This window comes from Methylobacterium symbioticum (genome assembly GCF_902141845.1).
Lineage (GTDB): Bacteria > Pseudomonadota > Alphaproteobacteria > Rhizobiales > Beijerinckiaceae > Methylobacterium > Methylobacterium symbioticum.
Map to the genome: position 1 here is coordinate 1 of NZ_CABFPH010000101.1, position 18,631 is coordinate 18,631.

Consider the following 18,631-nt stretch of genomic DNA (forward strand, 5'->3'; position numbering starts at 1 on the left):
CCGCCGGAACTCGGCGGGGTATGCGGGGCGGGTCTTGGGCATCGGGCAAACACCTCACGCGAAAGCGATCTCGGTGTCCATCAAACCGGGGCAATCCCAGTTCAACCACAGCCGGCTGCGTGGTCGATGCTTTTGCGGGACCTTGAGCCCCTCACGACGCCAGATCCGCTGAACCCGGTCCTTGCCCACCTGCCACCCAGCTGCCTGCAGCAGCGCGGTGACGCGGCGGTAGCCGTAGCGTCCGTACTCAGACGCCAGGGCGATGATGGCGCGGGTCAGCGTATCCTCGTCAGCTGGCACGGTGGGCACGTAGCGTTGCGTGCCCCGGTGCTGGCCAACGATCCGGCAGGCATGGCGTTCTGAGAGACCATACTTCTCACGAATGCCGTCGACTGCCTGCCGGCGTCGCTCCGGGGCTATAAGTTTCCCGCGGCGACGTCCGCCAGCACCTGCTTCTCCAGGGACAAGTCAGCCACGAGCCGGCGCAATCGAGCGTTCTCGCGCTCCAGATCCTTCATCCGACGGGCTTGGTCGATCTGCAGGCCGCCGTACTCCTTGCGCCAGCGATAATAACTCTGTTCGGAGATCTCCGCCTCCCGGCACGCTATCGCCAAACTCTTACCCTGAGCCGTCTGCACCTCAATCTGGCGCAGCTTCAGCACCACCTGCTCAGCACCCGCCTTCTGACCTCGCTTCATGTCCAGCTCCTTCAGTCCTGGCTGATCCTCTCAATCAGCCCGGTCCAAAGCCAGCCGGTCAGGTCAGGAGGAAGGGGGGGACCCAAAGTCAGGCTCTCGGCCGCTCGCGCGGCGGCTTCTCGACCAAGCTCCACCTGCGTGCCAATGCCGATGGCCTGCCCATCAGCGTCGTGCTGACGCCCGGCGAGGCCCACGACCTAATCGCCTATGACGACCTCATGGCCGAGCGCGACAGCGATCCCGGCGTGCTGCTCGGTGACAGGGGCTACGACAGTGACCGCCTGCGGCAGGATGCGCGCGACCGGGGGGCCCAGCCGGAGATCCCGACCAAGCGGAGCCGCAAGGTGCAGCACAGCGTCAACCGACGCCTCTACGCCCTGCGTTCCCGCATCGAGTGCTTCATCAACCGTCTCAAGAACTGCCGCCGCGTGGCCACCCGCTACGACCACACCGCTTCCAGCTTTCTCGGCTTCGCCCTGCTCGGCTGCATCCGCTTATGGATCAGGTTCGTCCACGCGGCCTAATGGGGTGAAAAAGCATACACTCCTGAGCAAAGAGAGGGGCGCGACGCGCCCCTCTTACGCCCTATCCAGCGGTTTCAGAACAACTTGGACAGCTTTGCCTTGATTTCATCGAGCCAGCCTTTTCCGCCGCCTCCCCCAGCCGTCTTTTGCTTGACTTTCCTGAGTTCAGCATACAGGGGCTCAAAGTCCTTCTTCTTTCCATAGCCCAGCAGTTCTGCCATTTCCAACTGCTGCCGCGCTTCGTTCAAGAATGTCTCCAGGCGCTCATTGGACGCTTCGCTCCGCTGACCATCTTCTACCAAGGTCTCGGCGCGCTTCAGGAGCAGCCTGGCGCGCAGGGCGGGCAGCGGATGCACGCTGCGCGTCTCGACCAGCGTGCTGAGCGCTGCCTGCAGCGCGGCTTTGGCTTCTTCAATCTTGCCCTGATCGATCAGCGGCACGACTGACTTCACGGCTGCGGGATAGGACGCCAGAGGGATGTTGGTGACCGCGATCACGATTTCACTGGCCAGCAAAGCCAGCACGTGACGTGCCTGTTGCACCTCGCCATGTTTGAGGGCATCCAGCGCCTCGTCGGTCATCGCCTCAATGGTTTCCGTGTTGGCGAACAAGTCGTGCACGATGGTGCGCACATCAACGGGGGCCAGGGCAAGCGTGGGTTCGCGCGCAACAATCAGCTCCAGCTTTCCAGTCACTTCGGCCAGCATTGCCAATGCGCGTGCAGCGTCCTTGCCGTCAAGTGCGGCCAGCGCTGATTTGGTCAGCGCCAAGGCCGAGACGGCCTCATCGAGGACTTGTTTACGTTTGTCTGCCGCCTGCGAGCCCGTTTCCTTCTGAACCTCAGGCTGTACCTCCGTGACGACTTCAGGCTTGGCCTCTGGACTGACAGGAAGGCTGCTTACCGCGGCCTGTTCGTTTATTTCTTTGTTCGTCGCATTGGGATTCGATGTTTGCTCATTCATGGTGATATGCCTCGTATGAGTTAGTGAAAATAGGCGAATCTATTGGGGCTGACTGCGAACATCGCGAGACTGACCGACCGAACAGTCGGCCCCTTCATCACCTCAAAACAGCTTTTGGAGGCGCGTCTTCAACTCGTCGAACCATCCCTTGCCGCTTTTGCCACCAGCCGACTTTTGCTCAATGGACTCCACCTGATCGAAGATGGGTTTGAAATCCGCCTTCTTGCCATAACCCAGGATCTGCGCCATCTCGATCTCCGTGCGCACGGACGACAGCAAGGTGCTGAGCTCCTCGTTCTGCTTGGCATCGCGCTTGTCGGTCTCGGCCAGCTTTTCAGCTTTTGCCATCGCGGCTTCAGCCCGTAGCACGGGCAGAGGAAAGGCGACCGAGGTCACCACCAGCGTGTTCAGTGCTCGGGCGAGTTCCGCCTTGGCGTCGTCGATCTTGCCGCTGTCGATGAGCCGTGCGGCCGACTTGATCGCTGCCGGGTACGTTGCCATCGGCAGGTTGTCGGTTTCGATCACGATTTCGCTGGCCAGATTGGCGACGATGGGCCGGGCCTTTTGCACCTCGCCATCACCCAACAACTCCCGAGACAACTTGACCGCTTTCTTCACCGTTTCCACGTTGGCGTGGATATCGTGGGTGATGACGCGTACATCGACCGGCGCCAAAGCAAGTTTGGCGTCGCGTGCCAATACCAGTTCCAGCTTTCCGCTGGCCAGTTCCAGCGCAGCGAGCGCCTCCTTGGTCTTCTTTGCATCAAGGAGTGTCAAAGCCTCCTGGGTCTTGGTGAGCGCCGTGATGGCGTCCTGAGTGAGCTCAGCACGCTTTTTTTCGGCTTCCCGGGCGGCCTTGTCATCTACCTGTGGCTGCGCCGCCTTGGATGCGGCAGAGGGTGCTGCAGCACCTGGGCTAGAACCTGCCGCCGATTGGGCCTGAGCCGGTCCGCTAAGTCCGACGACGACCGCCAGGGCAAGTGCGGAGAAGGTTGATTGGGGCTGTTTGATATTCATGATCTTGGGCTCCTAATTAAAGTTAGTTGACTGAGATTTCAATCTGTTTCGGTTTGGCTTGCTCGGCCTTGACAAGCCGCACTTCCAGCGCGCCGTCTTTCATCGAAGCCGTCACCTTGGTCGGATCAACGTTGTCAGGCAAGACAAAGCTGCGCACAAAGTGACCTGCCACTGAACTTTCATCCAGCGGCGATTAGGGTCAAAACCGCATCAAGGTGTTGCGTGGGCTGTAGTTTTATGATTCGAGGCTGCCGTTTGCAGCGCGGAGGCGGCGGTGGCGGATCTGTTCTGGCTCTCGGATGAGCAGTGGGCGGTGATCGAGCCGTTCCTGCCCCGCAATCAGCCCGGACCCGAGCGCAAGGACGACCGGCGGATCATCTCCGGCATCCTGCACGTGATCACCGCAGGCTGCCGCTGGTGCGACTGCCCGGATACCTACGGCCCGTCCACCACGGTCTACAACCGCTTCAACAGGTGGTCCCGCCGCGGCTTCTGGCGCGCGATGCTGGCCGCCCTGGCCAAGGCTGGATGGGCTGGGGACGCGGCCGCCCTCGACAGCACCTATGTCCGGGCCCACCGCTCCGCCCACGGTGGCAAAGGGGGGCTCGCACGCAGGCCATCGGCCCGTCGCGCGGCGGCCAGACGACCAAGGTCCACGCGCTCACCGACGTCCTCGGTCGCCCCGGCGTCCTTCTGCTGACGCCAGGCAACGCCAGCGACGTGACGACCGCGCCAGCCGTACTGGCCGAGGCGCCCGGCCGCATCCGCCGTCTGGCTGTTTGATCCCACGGTGTGGTGGTACGGTTGACCACCATGCTGCGAGGGATGCGCTATGGGCCAAATTCTCCACGGCAGCGCCCGCACGACGGAGGCGATCCGTCGCGCAATACAGCTACGTCAAGAGAGTGTGAGAGCGGCGGCCAAGCGCTACGGCGTCAGCCCGACGACGATCCAGAAGTGGCGAACTCGGCAGACGACAGCAGATGCCGCCATGGGGCCGAAAGAAGCTCGGTCGACGGTTCTGACCCCAGAGGAGGAGGCGGTCATCGTGGCCTTCCGGCGGCACACCCTGTTGCCGCTGGATGACTGTCTCTATGGCCTGCAGCCCACGATCCCGCACCTGACCCGTTCGTCGCTACACCGTTGCCTTGAGCGGCACGGCATCAGCCGCCTACCGGAGATGGAGGGCGACAAGCCCAAGAAGAAGCGTTTCGCCGATTACCCCATCGGCTACATGCACATCGATATCGCAGAGGTCAGGACAGAAGAAGGCAAGCTCTACCTGTTCGTCGCCATCGACCGAACCTCGAAGCTGGCTTTCGCCAAGCTGGAGACGGAGGCCAACCGCTACACCGCATCGGACTTCCTCCGCGCGCTGGTCGCGTTCGTGCCGTACAAGATCCACACGGTGCTGACCGACAACGGGGTGCAATTCTGCCATGCCCCGCGCAACCGCTCAGGCCCGACAGCCCTCTACAGCCGGCACATGTTCGATCGCGTCTGCCACGAGCACGGCATCGAGCATCGTCTGACCAAGCCTAACCACCCTTGGACCAACGGTCAGGTCGAGCGGATGAACCGCACCATCAAGGACGCCACGGTCAAGCGCTACCACTACGACACGCACGAACAGCTCCGGGTGCACCTGCAGCTGTTCGTGGACGCCTACAACTATGCCCGCCGGCTGAAGACCCTGCGCGGTCTCACGCCCTACGAGCATGTCCTTCAGGTCTGGACGAAAGAGCCCGAACGCTTCAGGCTCGACCCGTCACACCTCATCCCGGGACCATACACCTAGAGTCTCGACCGTTTCTGTTACGCCGTTGGGCGCGGGTTGAGCAACGGGCGGAGACGCGAAGCCCTTATCGAGCGAAGCGTCGGAGCCGGTTGCGGTAAGGGTTCCGGCGAAGGCCGCCGGGGTCTGGTATCCGAGCGAGGAGTGCGGTCTCGCGGTGTTGAAGTCCTGCCTCCATTCGGCGATGGCGCTGCGGGCGTGGTCGAGGCCGAAGAACAGGCTCTCGTTCAAGAGCTCATCGCGCATCCGGCCGTTGAAGCTCTCGACGTAGCCATTCTGCATGGGCTTTCCGGGCGCGATGTAGTGCCACTCGACGCGATGATCCTTCGACCAGGCGAGGATCGCGTTCGAGGTGAACTCCGTGCCGTGGTCGGAGACGATCATGCCCGGCTTGCCGCGTCGGGAGATCAGGTCCGTCAGCTCACGAGCAACGCGGCGACCGGAGATCGACGTGTCCGGGATCGCTGCCAGGCATTCGCGCGTCACGTCATCGACGATGTTGAGCACACGGAAGCGCCGCCCGCAGGCGAACTGATCGTGCACGAAGTCCAGCGACCAGCGCGCGTTCGCCCTTGCCTCGACCAGGATCGGCGCCCGCGTGCCCACCGCGCGTCGCCGCGCCCGGCGCTTGCGCACCGTCAGGCCCTCCTCGCGGTAGAGCCGGTAGATGCGGTTGACGCCAGACGTCTCGCCCTCCCGCCGCAGCAGGACGAACAGGCGCCGGTAGCCGAAACGCCGGCGCTCGTTTGCGAGGTCACGCAGCTTGCCGCGCAACTCCGTCTCCGGCGGACGGCATGACCTGTAGCGGATCATCTTGCGATCGGCACCGACGAAGGAACAGGCCCGACGCTCCGACAGGCCCATGACGGCCTGCAGATGCGCGACGGCTTCGCGCTTGGCGGCGGGCCCTACCATTTTTTTGACAGAAGCTCGCGAAGTGCCGAGGCTTCCAGCATTTGGTCGGCCAGCAGCTTCTTCAGCTTCGCGTTCTCGTCTTCCAAGGCCTTCAGGCGCTTGGCGTCGGACACGTCCATCCCGCCATACTTGGCCTTCCAGTTATACAGCGTCGCCTCGCTGACACCGTGCTTGCGGGCCAGATCGCCCGCCTTCGCACCCGCCTCATGCTCGCGCAGAACGGCGATGATCTGCTCTTCAGTGAACCGCTTCCGCTTCATCTGTCCGTCCTTCAATCGAGGCCGGACTCTAATCTCAGATGGAGGAAAAACTCAGTGGCAGGTCAGCGCTGTCGCGATCCGGAAACTTCAGCCGGATCGGACGATAGGGATCGCCGCTGGACGTGTATCCCATCAGCGGCTCGATCTGCGGCGGCCGGGACGGCTCGAACTCGAGGACCCAGTAGTTGGGCCGAGGCGCCGATGTCATCGCGGAACGGGCAGGACGGTAGATGATTGCCGTCGGAACGTCCCAGGATGGCAGATCGGTTCCGGGAATTTTCGGCGGGAATGGTGGGCGATTATGGCCGCGCATATCAGTTCTCCCGGGAGTCGGTGGATACGAGAAGGTGACGTTCGAGATCGCCGAGTTTTTCCATTCGCCTCGAATTCAGGCGAACGGCGCGTTCGGTGTTCTGCGAAGGAAAGGCAGCAGCGTGCAGGACGTCCGACCGCATCGCTATCGTGAGATCGGCGACGGCATTCATCACGCCCTCTCCGTCCCCGTCCGAGAGCGTGCCGTCAGCAAAACCGGACTGCAAGCTCTCCAGTACCTGCTCGAAGCTGGACACGACCCCTGCACTCGCGACCACAGCCAGCTTGTGGCTGAGAACACGCAGTTCATCGATCAGCTTCGCATCGTGCCTTGCGGTTTCCACGATCTCTGCGACCTTCTCGATGCAGGCCATGTAAATGTCGCATTGCTGCTGGAGGATGATGACCCTTCCTTCCTTGCGAAGCTCGAGATCGGTCTGGCGATTGAGAAGCGCCGCGGTCAGAATGATCGTCACGACAGCGCCGAGGAAGATGAGCGTCATCTCCTGCGCGAAAGGCAGTATGTCTTCGGCAAGATACATCGAACGAAAAACGAAAACGATGCCGATGCCCAAGGCAGCGGCCGCAGCAGCAAATGCCAAGTCAGGCAGGCGGTTCGACATCAGCACCTCGCATTTTCGGTGCCAGGTGGCATGCACGGCTTTGCATCGGCGTCCGGCGCCTCTGCGTCCCGGTGCCGCAGGAAGATTGGCGTCGGACCGCTGCCGAACGGATTGAAGCCGGTGCTCAGGCAACGGTCGAAGATCGTTTCGTCCCATCGGGTGAAATCGTCCTCCTCGCCGGCAAGTCGCCCGTCATCCACCACAGGGCACCTCACGCCTTTGCCGATGGGGAGCGTCATCGAAGGCCGCACCGTCCGAACGATCCGCCTTGCGAAGCCGTAGCCCGAGGAGGATCATCATCACCCCGAAGACCGCGGCGTAGAAGCCGATCAGCCAGCCGAGCGCGAGGAAGCTTTCGACCGGGCGCGTCAGCAGCATCCAGGTCACGACGACACCGAGAACGACCGAGAGAAGGCCGCTCAGGATCAGCCAGATTTCGCCGTTGATTTCCTTTCGCAGGCGGATCGCTGCCGCGATCTCGAGGGCACCCGAGAACACGGACCAGAATGCGATGCTGGCCCAGAGGAATGTCGCAAGCACAAGCGTCGCGACAAAAGGCGAGACAACCACGACGACGCCCGTGGCGATGCCCAGAATGCCGCTGAACATCAGCCAGCCCCAGCGTTTGCCCTTGCGGATGTTACGTATCGCGGCGACGAGGCCGAACACGCCGTCGGCAAAGGCGAACGCGCCGAAGACCAGCGTGAGCGCCAGAAGCGCTTCCGCAGGCATGACGAAGGCTAGCACTGCGATGATCAATGCGAGCACGCCGCGTAACACGAATGCCCACCAATTCCGGGACAGGCTGCACAGCATGTCCTGCATCTTATCAGTCGGGTTTTCAGAGGCTATGGTCATTGGTCGATCTCCTATTCAGTTCCATGTCAGGTGTCGGAGCCGGCCTCCTCGCCGGTTAGGGCGGCGGCCACGCGGCGGCGATCCTCGATCGGCTGAGGCAGACGCCGCGTGTGAGCGATTTCCCGTTCGATGGGCGCGCGGCCTGATGGATCTCTGACCAACCCGGCTTCGGCAAGCCTCGCGCGTAGTGTCGCGCCCGCATTTTCTGCGATCTCGGCGACCACTGTCTCGGTCAGGCCGAAAAGGTCTGCCGTCTCCGCGATCGTAGCGTTGTCGAGGTGGAGCCGATAGAGAACGCGGCGTTCGACCGACGGAAGATCGGCGATTGCCCGGTGCAGCACCATGGCGATCTTATGCCGATCCGCTTGGCTCTCGGGGTCTGTGCCGCCGTCGTCGGCGAGGAGGTCCTCCAGCATCAGCACTTCGTCGGGCTGGTAGAACTCGAACATCGCCTGATCCGCCTCGGTCGGATCCTCCGCCGGGGCCTCGGGTTCCGCCTCGATGGAGGCGGCATCCTCAGGCACGGCGCGGCGGGCGGCGCGGGATTCTTCCTCGATGGTCTCAAAAGCCAGCCGTTTCAGCCAGTCGCCGACGGAAAACTCCGAAGGCCGATCCTCGAAGCGGGCCAGCCCCTTGAGGATCGTCGCATCGAAGAGACCGCGAACGCTCAGATATCCCTCCGGTACCGATCCGCTGCATTCGAGATAGGTCAACTCGCGCCTGACGGTGTCATAGATCGTATCGAGATGATCCTCGATCAGGTCAAAGAAGAGCTGGCGCCGGTCCGCTTCCGCCGCATCCCGCGCGGGCGGCAGCGGGGCGCCGATCCGGCGCCGGCGGGCGGGACGCTTGTATTCAGGCTCGTGCTTGAGGCGCGCCACATGCCGATCGACCTGGTGGCGCAGGTCGGCAAAGGCCTTGCGCAGGACAGGCTCGATCTCGAATCCCTCTTCCCGCGCCGCGATCACGCCCGACGGCAGTTGCAGGCGCAGGCTGACTTTGATGCGCTTCTTGCCCCTCGTCTGCGAGGCAACGACTTCGAGCCGGACCAGATCCTCGCGAAAGCGCGCAAGGTGCGGTTCAAGTTGCCGCACCTCCTCCTCGATGACCTCAGGCGCGCGCTGTTGGCCGTGCCGGTCGAGATTGCGGAATGATCTAATGACGTTCATGCCGTGGACCTTCCTATAACTCTCCGAAGAGATGGTCCGGCGCGACCGATATCGCGCCGGGCCAGTCTTTTGCGCTGTCACTCGGCGGACTTGTCGTCCTTGGACTGCACCTCATCCTCAACGCTGGGCTTTGGAACGTCCGTCTTGTTTTCGGCAACTTCGCTGGGCTCCTCGATCCCGGCCTTGGCCTGATCGTCCGGGCTGTCGTCACCGGTGTCCTTTACGATCTTTTCGAACACGACCCTCTGTTCGTCTTCCGACCAGGCGACGCGGACCTTGTCACCATCCTCGATCCGCCCGGAGAGCATCTCGCGGGCCAACTCGGTCTCCAACTCCGACCGGATCAGCCGGCGCAGCTCGCGGGCGCCGAATTCGGGGCGGAAGCCGACCGCGCCGAAGTGATCCACGACGCTCACGTCGAATTCGAGTTCGACGCCCTGGCCGAGGGCGGTCCGTTTCACCCGGTTCAGCTGCAACTCGACGATCTGGCGGATCTCCGACTGGTTCAGCGAATGGAAGACGATGATCTCATCGATCCGGTTGATGAACTCTGGCCGGAAATGACCGCGCAACACCTCCATCAGTTCGGATTTCTGCTTGGCCTCGTCGAACTCCCTGCTGCCGCGTTTCGTGAGGTTGCGCTGGATGATGTCCGAACCGAGGTTCGAGGTGGCGATGATGATGGTGTTAGTGAAGTCCACCACGCGGCCCTTGCCATCTGTCAGGCGGCCATCGTCGAAAACCTGAAGCAGGATGTTGTAGACATCGGGATGCGCCTTTTCGATCTCGTCGAGGAGCACGACCGAGTAGGGCCGACGGCGCACCTTCTCCGTCAGCTGCCCGCCTTCGTCGTATCCGACGTAGCCCGGAGGTGCGCCAACCAACCGGGCAACCGAGTGGCGCTCGCCATACTCCGACATGTCGATACGGATCATCGCGTCCTGATCGCCGAAGATTACCTCGGCGAGCGTCTTGGCCAGTTCCGTCTTGCCAACCCCGGTCGGCCCGAGGAACAGGAAGGTCGCGGTCGGACCGGAACCTTCGCGCAGACCCGCACGCGCCAGGCGCACCGCATCGGCCACGGCGCGGATCGCTTCTTCCTGGCCAATGACGCGCTCGTGCAGCTTCTCCTCGAGCTTCAGGAGCTTGTCCTTCTCCTCGGCGGTCAGCTCCGTGACCGGAACGCCGGTGATCTTGGAGACGATCTGCGCGACATGATCGGCGCGCACCTCGGCGGTCGCCGAAGCCTGGTCGCGCTTCCAGATCTCCAGAAGCTCGTCAAGCTCCTTCTGCTTCTGCTCGAGTTCCTTCTTCAGTTCCGCTGCTCGGTCGAATTGCTTGCGGGCTGCGGCATAGTCCTGTTCGCGCTTGATCTGCGCGACCTCGGCTTCGAGCTCCTGCACGTCCACGGGCCGCGCAGTGGCCGAGATCTTCACCCGCGCCGCGGCCTGGTCGATCAGGTCGATCGCCTTGTCGGGCATGAAGCGACCGGTGATATAGCGATCCGAAAGCTCCGCGGCGGCGATGATCGCCTCGTCGGTGATCGTCACCTTGTGGTGGCTTTCGAGCGTGTCGCGCAGCCCGCGCAGAATCATGATCGTCTGTGCGACCGTGGGCTCGTCCACATAAACCGGCTGGAACCGTCGCTCGAGCGCCGCGTCCTTCTCGATGTATTTCTGGTACTCGTTGAGCGTCGTCGCGCCGATCAGGTTCAGCTCGCCCCGCGCCAGCGCCGGCTTGAAGGTGTTGGCGATGTCGAGACCACCTTCGCCACCGCCCTGGCCGGCGCCGACGATGGTGTGCATCTCGTCGATGAACAGGATCAGGCTGTCCTTCTCCTCGGTGATCTCCTTGAGGATCTTCTGGACTCGCTCCTCGAACTCGCCGCGATACTTCGACCCGGCCACCATCGAGTTGATGTTGAGCTCGACCAGCCGCTTGTCGCGCAGCGCCTCGGGCACTTCGCCCGCGACGATCCGTTGTGCAAGTCCCTCGACGATGGCGGTCTTGCCCACGCCGGGCTCGCCGATCAGCACCGGGTTGTTCTTTTTCCGGCGGGCCAGCACTTCGATCGTCGTCTCGATCTCGCGGGCGCGGCCGATGACGGGATCGAGCTTGCCATCGCGGGCGAGCTTCGTCAGGTCACGGCTGAACTGGTCGAGATCGGGGGTGTTCGACGGAGTCTCGACGCGGCCTTCCTCGGCTCCCTTGCCGACCACCTTCGTCACCTGCTGACGCAGCGCCTGCGGCGTCAACCCCAGCTTGCGCAGCATCGCCGCGGCCAGGCCTTCACCTTCCTCGGCAAGTCCGATCAGAAGGTGCTCGGGACCGACATAGGAATGGCCGAGTTCGTTCGAGGCGATGAAGGCCCGGTTCAGCGCGTCCTTCAGGCGAGGGCTTACGCCGATTTCACCCTCCGTCTTGGCGTCTCCACGCTTCGCTTCCTTCTCGATCTGGCGCCGCAGATCATCCACATCGACCTTGAACTGTTCCAGGATCGTCTTGACGACGTCAGACGGGGTCAATGCCAGAAGCAGATGTTCGGTGTCGACCTCGCTGCGCCCGAATTCCCCGGCCTTCTGTGCTGCATCCTGCAGCAGCTTGTTGCCCTGTTCGCTCAGCCGGTCGGCGATGGTGCGTCCGCCGCCGCGCCGCGATCCACGCCGCGGCGCGCCCTCGCCGAAAGTGGCGTCGACGACAGCGTCATCGCCATCACCCATAGAGCCGAGCGTGCCGCCTCGCAGCGGACTGTCACCAAAGAGGCTGCCGAAACCGCTCTCGCCGAAGAATTCGTCAAGAAGGGAACGCCGCCCGAACAGGGACTCCAGCGGTGAGGCGCTGCGACCCGACCGGCGCGCTATTTCGCTGTAGTGCTGATCGCACAGCTCCATGTTCTGAACCCTGCCGTTCACCGAGGCGCGCACGCGCGCCGTCGCCGGGCGACCGCAAATATCGCAAGCTCCGTTTGCCATTCGTCTTCTCCGTTTCTTTATCCAGTCAGGGTTGTCCGCCAATCATCTGCGCCAGTGACAGTGTTACGCAGCGACCGCTTCCGTTCTTTTCACCTTGGACCCAATTGCCACCAGATCGGGCTCGTCCAGTGTCTCGCGTTGCAGGAGATCCTGCGCGGATTGCTCGAGCAGCGCCCGGTTGGCTTCGAGAAGCGAGAGGGTGCGCTTGAACACGCCATCCACGATGTCGCGCACCTTCGAGTCCATCCGCTCGGCAGTGGCCTCGCTGTAGCGGCGGTTCAGCCACGACGACTGGTCGCCGGTGCCGAGAAAGCCTGGCCGATCGGTGTCGTAGCTGACATGCCCGAGGTCTTCGTCCATCCCGTACCGCGCGACCATGGCGCGGGCGATATCGGTAGCCTTGACCAGATCGTCGGCCGCCCCGGTCGAGACATGATTGTAGATGATCTTCTCGGCCGCGCGCCCGCCAAGCAGGACTGCGATCTTGTTCTCCAGCTCCTCCCGCGTCATCAGGAAGCGGTCCTCGGTCGGGCGCTGGATAGTGTAGCCGAGCGCGCCAATTCCGCGCGGGATGATCGAGACCTTGTGCACCGGGTCCACCCCCGGCAGAGCCATCGCCACAAGCGCGTGCCCCATCTCGTGGTGCGCCACGATCTCGCGCTCGCGCGGGTTCAGAACGCGGTTCTTCTTTTCCAACCCGGCGATGATGCGCTCCACGGCATTGTTGAAGTCGTCCATCGTCACCGCATCGGCCTTGCGGCGCGTGGCGAGCAATGCTGCCTCGTTGACGAGATTGGCAAGATCGGCGCCCGAGAAGCCGGGCGTGAGCGCTGCGACCTTCTCGGCATCGACGTCCGGGGCGAGCTTCACCTTTTTCATGTGAACGCCAAGAATCTGCACACGTCCCTTCTTATCCGGCCGATCCACCAACACCTGCCGGTCAAAGCGTCCGGCCCGCAACAGCGCCGGATCGAGAATCTCCGGGCGATTCGTGGCCGCAAGCAGCACGATGCCGACTGATGGGTCGAAGCCGTCGAGCTCGGTCAGAAGCTGGTTCAGCGTCTGCTCACGCTCATCGTGGCCGCCAGCGACCTGGCCGGAGGAGCGCGCCCGCCCGAGAGCGTCGAGTTCGTCGATGAAGATAATCGCCGGCGCGGATTTCCGAGCCTGCTCGAAGAGGTCGCGCACCCGCGCGGCACCGACGCCCACGAACATCTCGACGAACTCTGATCCCGAGATCGAAAAGAAGGTCACGCCGGCCTCACCCGCCACCGCGCGCGCCAGCAGCGTCTTGCCGGTGCCCGGCGGCCCAACGAGCAATATGCCTTTGGGGATATGTGCGCCCAGCTTTCCGTATTCGGCCGGGTTCTTGAGGAACTCCACGACCTCCTCGAGCTCGGCCTTGGCCTCGTCCACACCGGCCACGTCGGCGAAGCTGACGCCGGTTTCTTTTTCCATGTAAACCTTGGCCTTGCTGCGGCCGACCTGCATGAACCCGCCGAAGCCCTGCTTGTCGGCGAACTTGCGGAACAGCAGCATCCAGATTCCGAAGAAGATAAGCGCTGGCGCCACCCAGGAAATCAGCGTGCCGAGAAAAGTGTTTTGCGGAACGCCAGTGATCTCGATACCTGACCGGTCTATCCGTTCCAGGATTGCGGGATTCACTACGGTCGTCACGAACTGCTTCTTGCCGTCGACCGGTTCGGCGAAGGTGCCTGTGATCGTGTCTGACCCGACCGCGACAAAGGAAATTTTCCCGTCAGCGAGATACTTCTCGAACTGGCTGTAGCTGATCGGCGCGACGGATTGCCAGCCGGCGATCAGGTTCTGGATGAAAAGCACGGCTATGAAAGCCACCACCCAGTACCAGATGTTGTATTCGGTCTTCCTTTCCATGCCGCTTGTCCCTTTCACTGGCGCCCGAGCCGCGCCTTGATCCGCTCGAGCAGCGCCAGCAGGGCGCGCCTTTCGTCCGCCGACAGATCCTGGAAGATTTCATGTTCGAGCGCCGATTGCCGCGGCGCGAGTTCCTCCAGCATCGCCCGGGCCTTCGACGTTGCCGTGACGATCTGCGCCCGCCTGTCGTCGGGCGAGGGCGACCGCTCGACCCAGCCGCCCCGGACCATGCGATCGACGAGCTGGCCGGCTGTGGCCTGGCCGACCTCCAGCAGGTCGGCCAGATCGCCGATGGTCAGCCCAGGCGCATCCTCGACATGCGCCGCCGCCATCCAGGACAGGCGGGTCAGGCCGCTGCCGCGGATGTCTTGGTCGATCCGCTGCTGGATGAGCTGCGCGACCCGGTGGATCGTCGTCCCGATCAGCGCGATGTCCGAAGAGATCATGGTTATCCCTCCTCCGATTGCATGGTACACAGGAGAAACCGCCCCCCATCCAAAACGCAATGCACCCATCATACATGCTTGCATAATAAATGGAACGGCCTATCTTGATAGGCGTTCTCCGAACCCACATCCGGCCGGCACCGTTGCCCGGTCCCTCCTTGCCGACGGTTCGGGGGTATCGATCAGCAACAGGAGGCCAGCAATGCTCTACCCGACATATCTGCGCCGCAGCGATCCCTTTGCGCTGATGCGCTCCATGATGCGCGATCTCGACCGCGGTTTCTGGCCGCCGTCCCGCGCGGCGTTCCCGGCGGTAAATGTCTGGCAAGGCCCTGAGGCCGTTGCAGTCACCGCTGAACTTCCCGGCATCGAACCGGACGACATTGAAATTTCGGTCAAGGACAACGTCCTGACGCTGTCGGGCGAACGCAAGGCGCCCGAGGTTCCCGACGGTGCGCGCTGGCACCACAACGAACGCGTTTACGGCAGGTTTTCCCGCGCGATCCGGCTGCCGTTCGTGGCCTCGGATGACAAGGTCGAGGCGAGGATGGCGAACGGCGTATTGTGGATCGTTATCTCGCGGCCCGAGGAAACGAAGCCGAAGAAAATCGAGATCAAGGCAGCCTGAGAGGAGCTGGAACGATGAGCACCGACATTTCGCAAGCCGCCGAAAAGACGCCGACCGACTCGCCTGAGACCACCGGCGGCGGACGCATCTACCGCCCGTCGACCGATATCGTCGAGACCGATCAGGGTTTCTCCATGATGCTTGAAATGCCTGGGGTCGCCGCCGATGCGATCGAAATCACGCTCGAAAATCGTGTGTTGACGATCCGCGGCAAGGTTGACCCGGTGCGGCCGAAAAACCTCGAACTTGCCTATGCCGAATATGGCGAGGGCGATTTCGAGCGTGCCTTCACGCTTTCCGAGGACTTCGACCCCGACAGGATCGAAGCCGAGATGCGAGGAGGCGTCCTAACTTTAACGCTCCCCCGGGCCCCTGAAGCGCAGCCGAAAAGGATCGCCGTCAAGGGCGCCTGAAAACCTAAGGAGACCAATCATGCAGATCAAAGACCTCATTCCCTGGGCGCGCAAGGACAGCACGCCAGATGCGAAGAGCAGCCAAGACAACCCGATCGCGACGCTCCAGCGCGAAATGAACCATGTGTTCGAGAACTTTTGGAACCGGGTCGGTCAGTTCGAATGGCCCTGGGGCAGCGGCGAAGCCAAATCCGACATGGTCGAGACCGACAACGCGATCGAAGTGTCGATCGAGCTGCCGGGCATGGAGATGAAGGACATCGAGGTGACGGTCAACGATGACATGTTGACTGTGAAGGGGGAGAAGAAGATCGAGCGCCAGGTGGAGAAGAAGGGGTATTACCTGTCCGAGCGCAGCTACGGCGCGATCTACCGGACAATTCCGCTCCCTCCCGGTGTGGATGGCGAAAAGGCGCAGGCATCCTTCAAGAACGGGGTTCTGACGATCAAGCTGCCCCAGACACCCGAGGCGCAGGCGAAGATCAAGCGCATCGATGTCAAGAACGGCTGATTTGCCACATTGGGTGTCGCCGGTTTGCGGCGTCCGCTCAGCTCCGTTTGATATCACGCCGTCTGGTGAGCCCCGGGGAGCCTGTTTCTCCGGGGCGGCTTTCGAGGGGGAATGATGAAAGACCTGAAACGATCCGGGCTAACCCGTGAACAATGGTCGGCGATGACGCTCTACGAGAAGTTCGAACAGGTCGTCATTTTCGTCCTCAGCGCCATCATTGCGGTTATCGTCGTGGCGTCGGTTTGGGCGCTGATGCGCGAGGTCGTGAACCGGTTGGTCTTGGGAGCGTTCGACACGCTCGATTACGCCACCTTCCAGGTGGTGTTCGGAATGATCTTCACCGTTGTAATTGCGCTCGAGTTCAAGCGCTCCCTTCTTGTGGCGACAGAACGCAGCTTCGGCGTTCTCCAGGTCCGCACGATCGTGCTGATCGCGCTCCTCGCGATCGCGCGCAAATTTATCATCCTCGACCTTGGCGAGACGGAGCCAGCCAAGATTGCCGCCCTCGCGGGCGCGGCTCTTGCGCTCGGAGCAGTCCACTGGCTGGTGCGCGATCAGGACCGGCGCGAAGAGCCCGGTGCTAAAAATGCCGAAGGCGATCAATGAGCCGAAGCGTTTTCGTTCGACTTGTTTCATCAACCTCTGCCGCACTCATCATCTTAATTGTTTAGCAGAAATTTTTTATCATGCCGAGCGTTGCGCTGGTCGGTTTGCCGAGCCACGCGCCGTCGCTTCCCGCGGAGACTTGGCGGCGTTCGAACAAAGCACCATCACAGTTTTCAACGCCACTCGAGACAGTGCGTCTCCATCGCGACAACCGAGCGTATAGTCGATCCCTAAACCCGGAGTGCCTATGACGGTCCGCGTGGGAACGGCTCGCGGTTCATTTGGGACGAACTCTAATCAATTTTTCGGCCCACTCATATGCTCTCTAATTGAAACCAACACGCTCTCGAACTCGGCGTCATCTCGTGTCCAAAAACGAGCGATTGCGTACAGGGGTAAAACTCGCTGTCCACAAATTATCTTGACATGATTTCGAACAAATAAGATATTTCGGACAGCCTATTCGGACGAAATTGACCTCATGCCACGCACCTTTGCCTATGTCCGCGTCTCCACGATCGGGCAGACCACCGAAAACCAGATTCAGGAAATCGAGGCCGCCGGCTTTCACGTCGAGCCGCGACGGATCGTCACCGAGACGGTTTCCGGCAGCACGGCCATTGTGCAGCGCCGTGGCTTTTCCCGGCTCATGGACAAGCTGGAGTCCGGGGACATTCTCATCGTGACCAAGCTCGACCGCCTCGGCCGTGATGCGATCGATGTCAGCACCACCGTCAGGACGCTGGCCGAAATGGGCGTAAGGGTCTATTGCCTCGCGCTCGGCGGGGCCGATCTCACCAGTTCGGCCGGTACTATGACCATGAACGTGCTCAACGCCGTCGCCCAGTTCGAAAGGGATCTGCTGATCGAGCGGACGCAATCCGGCCTCAAGCGCGCCAAGTCGGAAGGCAAGGCCCTCGGCCGTCCTTCGACGCTGAGCGATAAACAGAAGCAAGATGTGCGCGGCGATCTCACGACGGGGATGAGCGTTTCGGCGATCGCACGGAAGTTCGCGACCAGCAGGCAGACCATTATGCGGGTTCGCGACGAAGGTTCACGGTCCGTTCGACCTTAGCGTGTCTGGGGGAACAAAGCTTGTTCCGACCCCAAGACGCAGGGCTGCGCGCTGCCCAGGACAGCACCGCCTTGACGTTAGGTGTACGGTCCCGGGATGAGGTGTGACGGATCGAGCCTGAAGCGATCGGGCTCTTTCGTCCAGGCGTTCAGGATGAACTCGGTGGGCGTCAGGCCGCGCAGCGTCTTGAGCCTGCGGGCATGGTTGTAGGCATCGACGAACAGATGCAGATGCGTTCGCAGCTGAGCATGGCTGTCGTAGTGGTAGCGTTTGACCGTCGCGTCCTTGATCGTACGGTTCATTCGCTCGACTTGCCCGTTGGTCCAAGGGTGGTTCACCTTGGTCAGACGGTGCTCGATGCCATGCTCGTCGCAGACACGATCGAAGATGTGCTGACTGTCGTAGATATCCCGCTGGCGTGACGTGAACTGAATGCCGTTGTCCGTGAGCACAGTGTGGATGCGGTAAGGCACCGCTTCGATGAAGTCGCGGAGGAACTGAGCGGCCTCCATCTTGCCGGCGCTCTCGACCAGCCGCACGAAGACGAACTTGCTGGTTCGGTCGATGGCCACGAACAGCCTGAGCTTGCCCTCAGCGGTGCTGACCTCGGCGATGTCGATGTGGACGTAGCCGATGGCGTAACTCGCAAAGCGCTGCTTCTTGGGTTTGTCGCCGTCGATCTCGGGCAGTCGGCTGATGCCGTGCCGTTCCAGACAGCGATGCAGCGACGACCGGGTCAGGTGCGGGATCGTCGGTTGCAGGCCATAGAGGCAGTCGTCGAGCGGGAGCAGCGTGTGCCGTCGGAAAGCGACGATGATCGCCTCCTCCTCGACCGTGAGAACGGTGGAGCGCGGGACTGTCAGGAATTTCGTGTGGGCGGCCATAGTGGACCCAAAGGAGGTTCCCGATGGCACGACGCAAAGCACCCCACATCCCTGACGCGCTCCTGGA

General features: G+C 62.3%; 18 protein-coding genes and 3 pseudogenes. 8 read left to right on the plus strand and 13 right to left on the minus strand.

Annotated features, from left to right (window positions below; translation table 11 throughout):
* Positions 1 to 99: 99 nt before the first annotated feature.
* Positions 100 to 698: pseudogene (locus MET9862_RS23440) on the minus strand (IS3 family transposase); the annotation flags it as partial.
* Between the two features lie 17 nt (positions 699 to 715).
* Here MET9862_RS23440 and MET9862_RS23445 point away from each other — a divergent pair.
* The gene (locus MET9862_RS23445; protein WP_238228939.1) at positions 716 to 1,222 is read left to right on the plus strand and encodes an IS5 family transposase; all 507 of its coding nucleotides are present in this window, start codon (positions 716 to 718) and stop codon (positions 1,220 to 1,222) included.
* 74 nt (positions 1,223 to 1,296) lie between these two features.
* On the opposite strand, the gene yfdX2 is transcribed toward MET9862_RS23445, so the two are convergent.
* The 3 genes and pseudogenes from yfdX2 to hsp20-GI all read right to left on the minus strand — a co-directional run.
* Positions 1,297 to 2,184 carry a heat resistance protein YfdX2 gene (yfdX2, locus tag MET9862_RS23450; protein WP_003606681.1) on the minus strand — a complete coding sequence of 296 codons (888 nt, stop codon included), beginning with the start codon at positions 2,182 to 2,184 and terminating at the stop codon, positions 1,297 to 1,299.
* 102 nt (positions 2,185 to 2,286) lie between these two features.
* Positions 2,287 to 3,201, minus strand: coding sequence for a heat resistance protein YfdX1 (gene yfdX1 / locus MET9862_RS23455; protein ID WP_003606683.1), 915 nt, complete (start codon positions 3,199 to 3,201; stop codon positions 2,287 to 2,289).
* A 22-nt stretch (positions 3,202 to 3,223) separates the two neighbouring features.
* Positions 3,224 to 3,367 (minus strand): annotated as a pseudogene (gene hsp20-GI / locus MET9862_RS23460) (small heat shock protein sHSP20-GI); the annotation flags it as partial.
* Positions 3,368 to 3,475: 108 nt separating this feature from the next.
* Between hsp20-GI and MET9862_RS23465 the strand changes: the two are divergent.
* Positions 3,476 to 3,978 (plus strand): annotated as a pseudogene (locus MET9862_RS23465) (IS5-like element ISMpo7 family transposase); the annotation flags it as partial.
* 55 nt (positions 3,979 to 4,033) lie between these two features.
* Complete coding sequence (locus MET9862_RS23470; RefSeq protein ID WP_142585245.1) at positions 4,034 to 4,999, plus strand: IS481 family transposase; 966 nt, start codon at positions 4,034 to 4,036, stop codon at positions 4,997 to 4,999.
* Here MET9862_RS23470 and MET9862_RS23475 read toward each other — a convergent pair.
* The 8 genes from MET9862_RS23475 to MET9862_RS23515 all read right to left on the minus strand — a co-directional run bounded on the left by MET9862_RS23475 (position 4,970) and on the right by MET9862_RS23515 (position 14,516).
* A protein-coding gene (locus MET9862_RS23475; protein ID WP_142585246.1) for an IS3 family transposase occupies positions 4,970 to 6,171 on the minus strand; the annotation gives its coding sequence in 2 pieces (ribosomal slippage) (positions 4,970 to 5,919 and positions 5,919 to 6,171; 1,203 coding nt in all). The genes MET9862_RS23470 and MET9862_RS23475 overlap by 30 nt on opposite strands.
* A gap of 34 nt (positions 6,172 to 6,205) precedes the next feature.
* Entirely contained in the window at positions 6,206 to 6,484 is a 279-nt protein-coding gene (locus tag MET9862_RS23480) for an NADH dehydrogenase ubiquinone Fe-S protein 4 (protein WP_003603282.1), read from the minus strand.
* 1 nt (position 6,485) lies between these two features.
* A complete protein-coding gene (locus MET9862_RS23485; protein WP_142585247.1) occupies positions 6,486 to 7,106 on the minus strand; it encodes a hypothetical protein in 621 nt (206 codons plus the stop codon).
* A gap of 192 nt (positions 7,107 to 7,298) precedes the next feature.
* Positions 7,299 to 7,964, minus strand: coding sequence for an HdeD family acid-resistance protein (locus MET9862_RS23495; protein ID WP_142585248.1), 666 nt, complete (start codon positions 7,962 to 7,964; stop codon positions 7,299 to 7,301).
* A gap of 26 nt (positions 7,965 to 7,990) precedes the next feature.
* Positions 7,991 to 9,133, minus strand: coding sequence for a hypothetical protein (locus tag MET9862_RS23500; RefSeq protein WP_003603278.1), 1,143 nt, complete (start codon positions 9,131 to 9,133; stop codon positions 7,991 to 7,993).
* A 77-nt stretch (positions 9,134 to 9,210) separates the two neighbouring features.
* Positions 9,211 to 12,105, minus strand: coding sequence for an ATP-dependent Clp protease ATP-binding subunit (locus MET9862_RS23505; protein ID WP_003603277.1), 2,895 nt, complete (start codon positions 12,103 to 12,105; stop codon positions 9,211 to 9,213).
* 63 nt (positions 12,106 to 12,168) lie between these two features.
* Positions 12,169 to 14,001 (minus strand): ATP-dependent zinc metalloprotease FtsH, encoded by a 1,833-nt coding sequence (gene ftsH, locus MET9862_RS23510; RefSeq protein WP_003603276.1) that lies wholly within the window; start codon positions 13,999 to 14,001, stop codon positions 12,169 to 12,171.
* Positions 14,002 to 14,015: 14 nt separating this feature from the next.
* On the minus strand, positions 14,016 to 14,516 hold the full coding sequence (locus MET9862_RS23515; RefSeq protein WP_244612868.1) for a MarR family winged helix-turn-helix transcriptional regulator: 501 nt from the start codon (positions 14,514 to 14,516) through the stop codon (positions 14,016 to 14,018).
* Between the two features lie 133 nt (positions 14,517 to 14,649).
* Between MET9862_RS23515 and MET9862_RS23520 the strand changes: the two genes are divergently transcribed.
* The 5 genes from MET9862_RS23520 to MET9862_RS23545 all read left to right on the plus strand — a co-directional run bounded on the left by MET9862_RS23520 (position 14,650) and on the right by MET9862_RS23545 (position 17,680).
* Positions 14,650 to 15,075, plus strand: a complete 426-nt coding sequence (locus MET9862_RS23520) for an Hsp20/alpha crystallin family protein (protein ID WP_003603274.1) — start codon at positions 14,650 to 14,652, stop codon at positions 15,073 to 15,075.
* A 14-nt stretch (positions 15,076 to 15,089) separates the two neighbouring features.
* Positions 15,090 to 15,488, plus strand: a complete 399-nt coding sequence (locus MET9862_RS23525) for an Hsp20/alpha crystallin family protein (protein WP_003603273.1) — start codon at positions 15,090 to 15,092, stop codon at positions 15,486 to 15,488.
* 19 nt (positions 15,489 to 15,507) lie between these two features.
* Positions 15,508 to 15,999 (plus strand): Hsp20/alpha crystallin family protein, encoded by a 492-nt coding sequence (locus MET9862_RS23530; protein ID WP_003603272.1) that lies wholly within the window; start codon positions 15,508 to 15,510, stop codon positions 15,997 to 15,999.
* A gap of 114 nt (positions 16,000 to 16,113) precedes the next feature.
* The gene (locus MET9862_RS23535; protein WP_003603271.1) at positions 16,114 to 16,605 is read left to right on the plus strand and encodes a phosphate-starvation-inducible PsiE family protein; all 492 of its coding nucleotides are present in this window, start codon (positions 16,114 to 16,116) and stop codon (positions 16,603 to 16,605) included.
* A 481-nt stretch (positions 16,606 to 17,086) separates the two neighbouring features.
* The gene (locus MET9862_RS23545; protein WP_003603269.1) at positions 17,087 to 17,680 is read left to right on the plus strand and encodes a recombinase family protein; all 594 of its coding nucleotides are present in this window, start codon (positions 17,087 to 17,089) and stop codon (positions 17,678 to 17,680) included.
* 77 nt (positions 17,681 to 17,757) lie between these two features.
* Here MET9862_RS23545 and MET9862_RS23550 read toward each other — a convergent pair.
* The coding region (locus MET9862_RS23550; protein WP_438616649.1) for an IS481 family transposase at positions 17,758 to 18,631 on the minus strand (874 nt) is incomplete at its 5' end.

What these genes read in the sequence shown, in the direction of transcription:
- MET9862_RS23505 (WP_003603277.1), bottom strand. Translation starts at nt 12,105, where the DNA reads ATGGCAAACGGAGCTTGCGATATTTGCGGTCGCCCGGCGACGGCGCGC.
- yfdX2 (WP_003606681.1), bottom strand. Translation starts at nt 2,184, where the DNA reads ATGAATGAGCAAACATCGAATCCCAATGCGACGAACAAAGAAATAAAC.
- MET9862_RS23525 (WP_003603273.1), top strand. Translation starts at nt 15,090, where the DNA reads ATGAGCACCGACATTTCGCAAGCCGCCGAAAAGACGCCGACCGACTCG.
- yfdX1 (WP_003606683.1), bottom strand. Translation starts at nt 3,201, where the DNA reads ATGAATATCAAACAGCCCCAATCAACCTTCTCCGCACTTGCCCTGGCG.
- MET9862_RS23520 (WP_003603274.1), top strand. Translation starts at nt 14,650, where the DNA reads ATGCTCTACCCGACATATCTGCGCCGCAGCGATCCCTTTGCGCTGATG.
- MET9862_RS23530 (WP_003603272.1), top strand. Translation starts at nt 15,508, where the DNA reads ATGCAGATCAAAGACCTCATTCCCTGGGCGCGCAAGGACAGCACGCCA.
- MET9862_RS23485 (WP_142585247.1), bottom strand. Translation starts at nt 7,106, where the DNA reads ATGTCGAACCGCCTGCCTGACTTGGCATTTGCTGCTGCGGCCGCTGCC.
- MET9862_RS23480 (WP_003603282.1), bottom strand. Translation starts at nt 6,484, where the DNA reads ATGCGCGGCCATAATCGCCCACCATTCCCGCCGAAAATTCCCGGAACC.
- MET9862_RS23495 (WP_142585248.1), bottom strand. Translation starts at nt 7,964, where the DNA reads ATGACCATAGCCTCTGAAAACCCGACTGATAAGATGCAGGACATGCTG.
- MET9862_RS23500 (WP_003603278.1), bottom strand. Translation starts at nt 9,133, where the DNA reads ATGAACGTCATTAGATCATTCCGCAATCTCGACCGGCACGGCCAACAG.
- MET9862_RS23545 (WP_003603269.1), top strand. Translation starts at nt 17,087, where the DNA reads ATGCCACGCACCTTTGCCTATGTCCGCGTCTCCACGATCGGGCAGACC.
- MET9862_RS23470 (WP_142585245.1), top strand. Translation starts at nt 4,034, where the DNA reads ATGGGCCAAATTCTCCACGGCAGCGCCCGCACGACGGAGGCGATCCGT.
- ftsH (WP_003603276.1), bottom strand. Translation starts at nt 14,001, where the DNA reads ATGGAAAGGAAGACCGAATACAACATCTGGTACTGGGTGGTGGCTTTC.
- MET9862_RS23515 (WP_244612868.1), bottom strand. Translation starts at nt 14,516, where the DNA reads ATGGGTGCATTGCGTTTTGGATGGGGGGCGGTTTCTCCTGTGTACCAT.
- MET9862_RS23535 (WP_003603271.1), top strand. Translation starts at nt 16,114, where the DNA reads ATGAAAGACCTGAAACGATCCGGGCTAACCCGTGAACAATGGTCGGCG.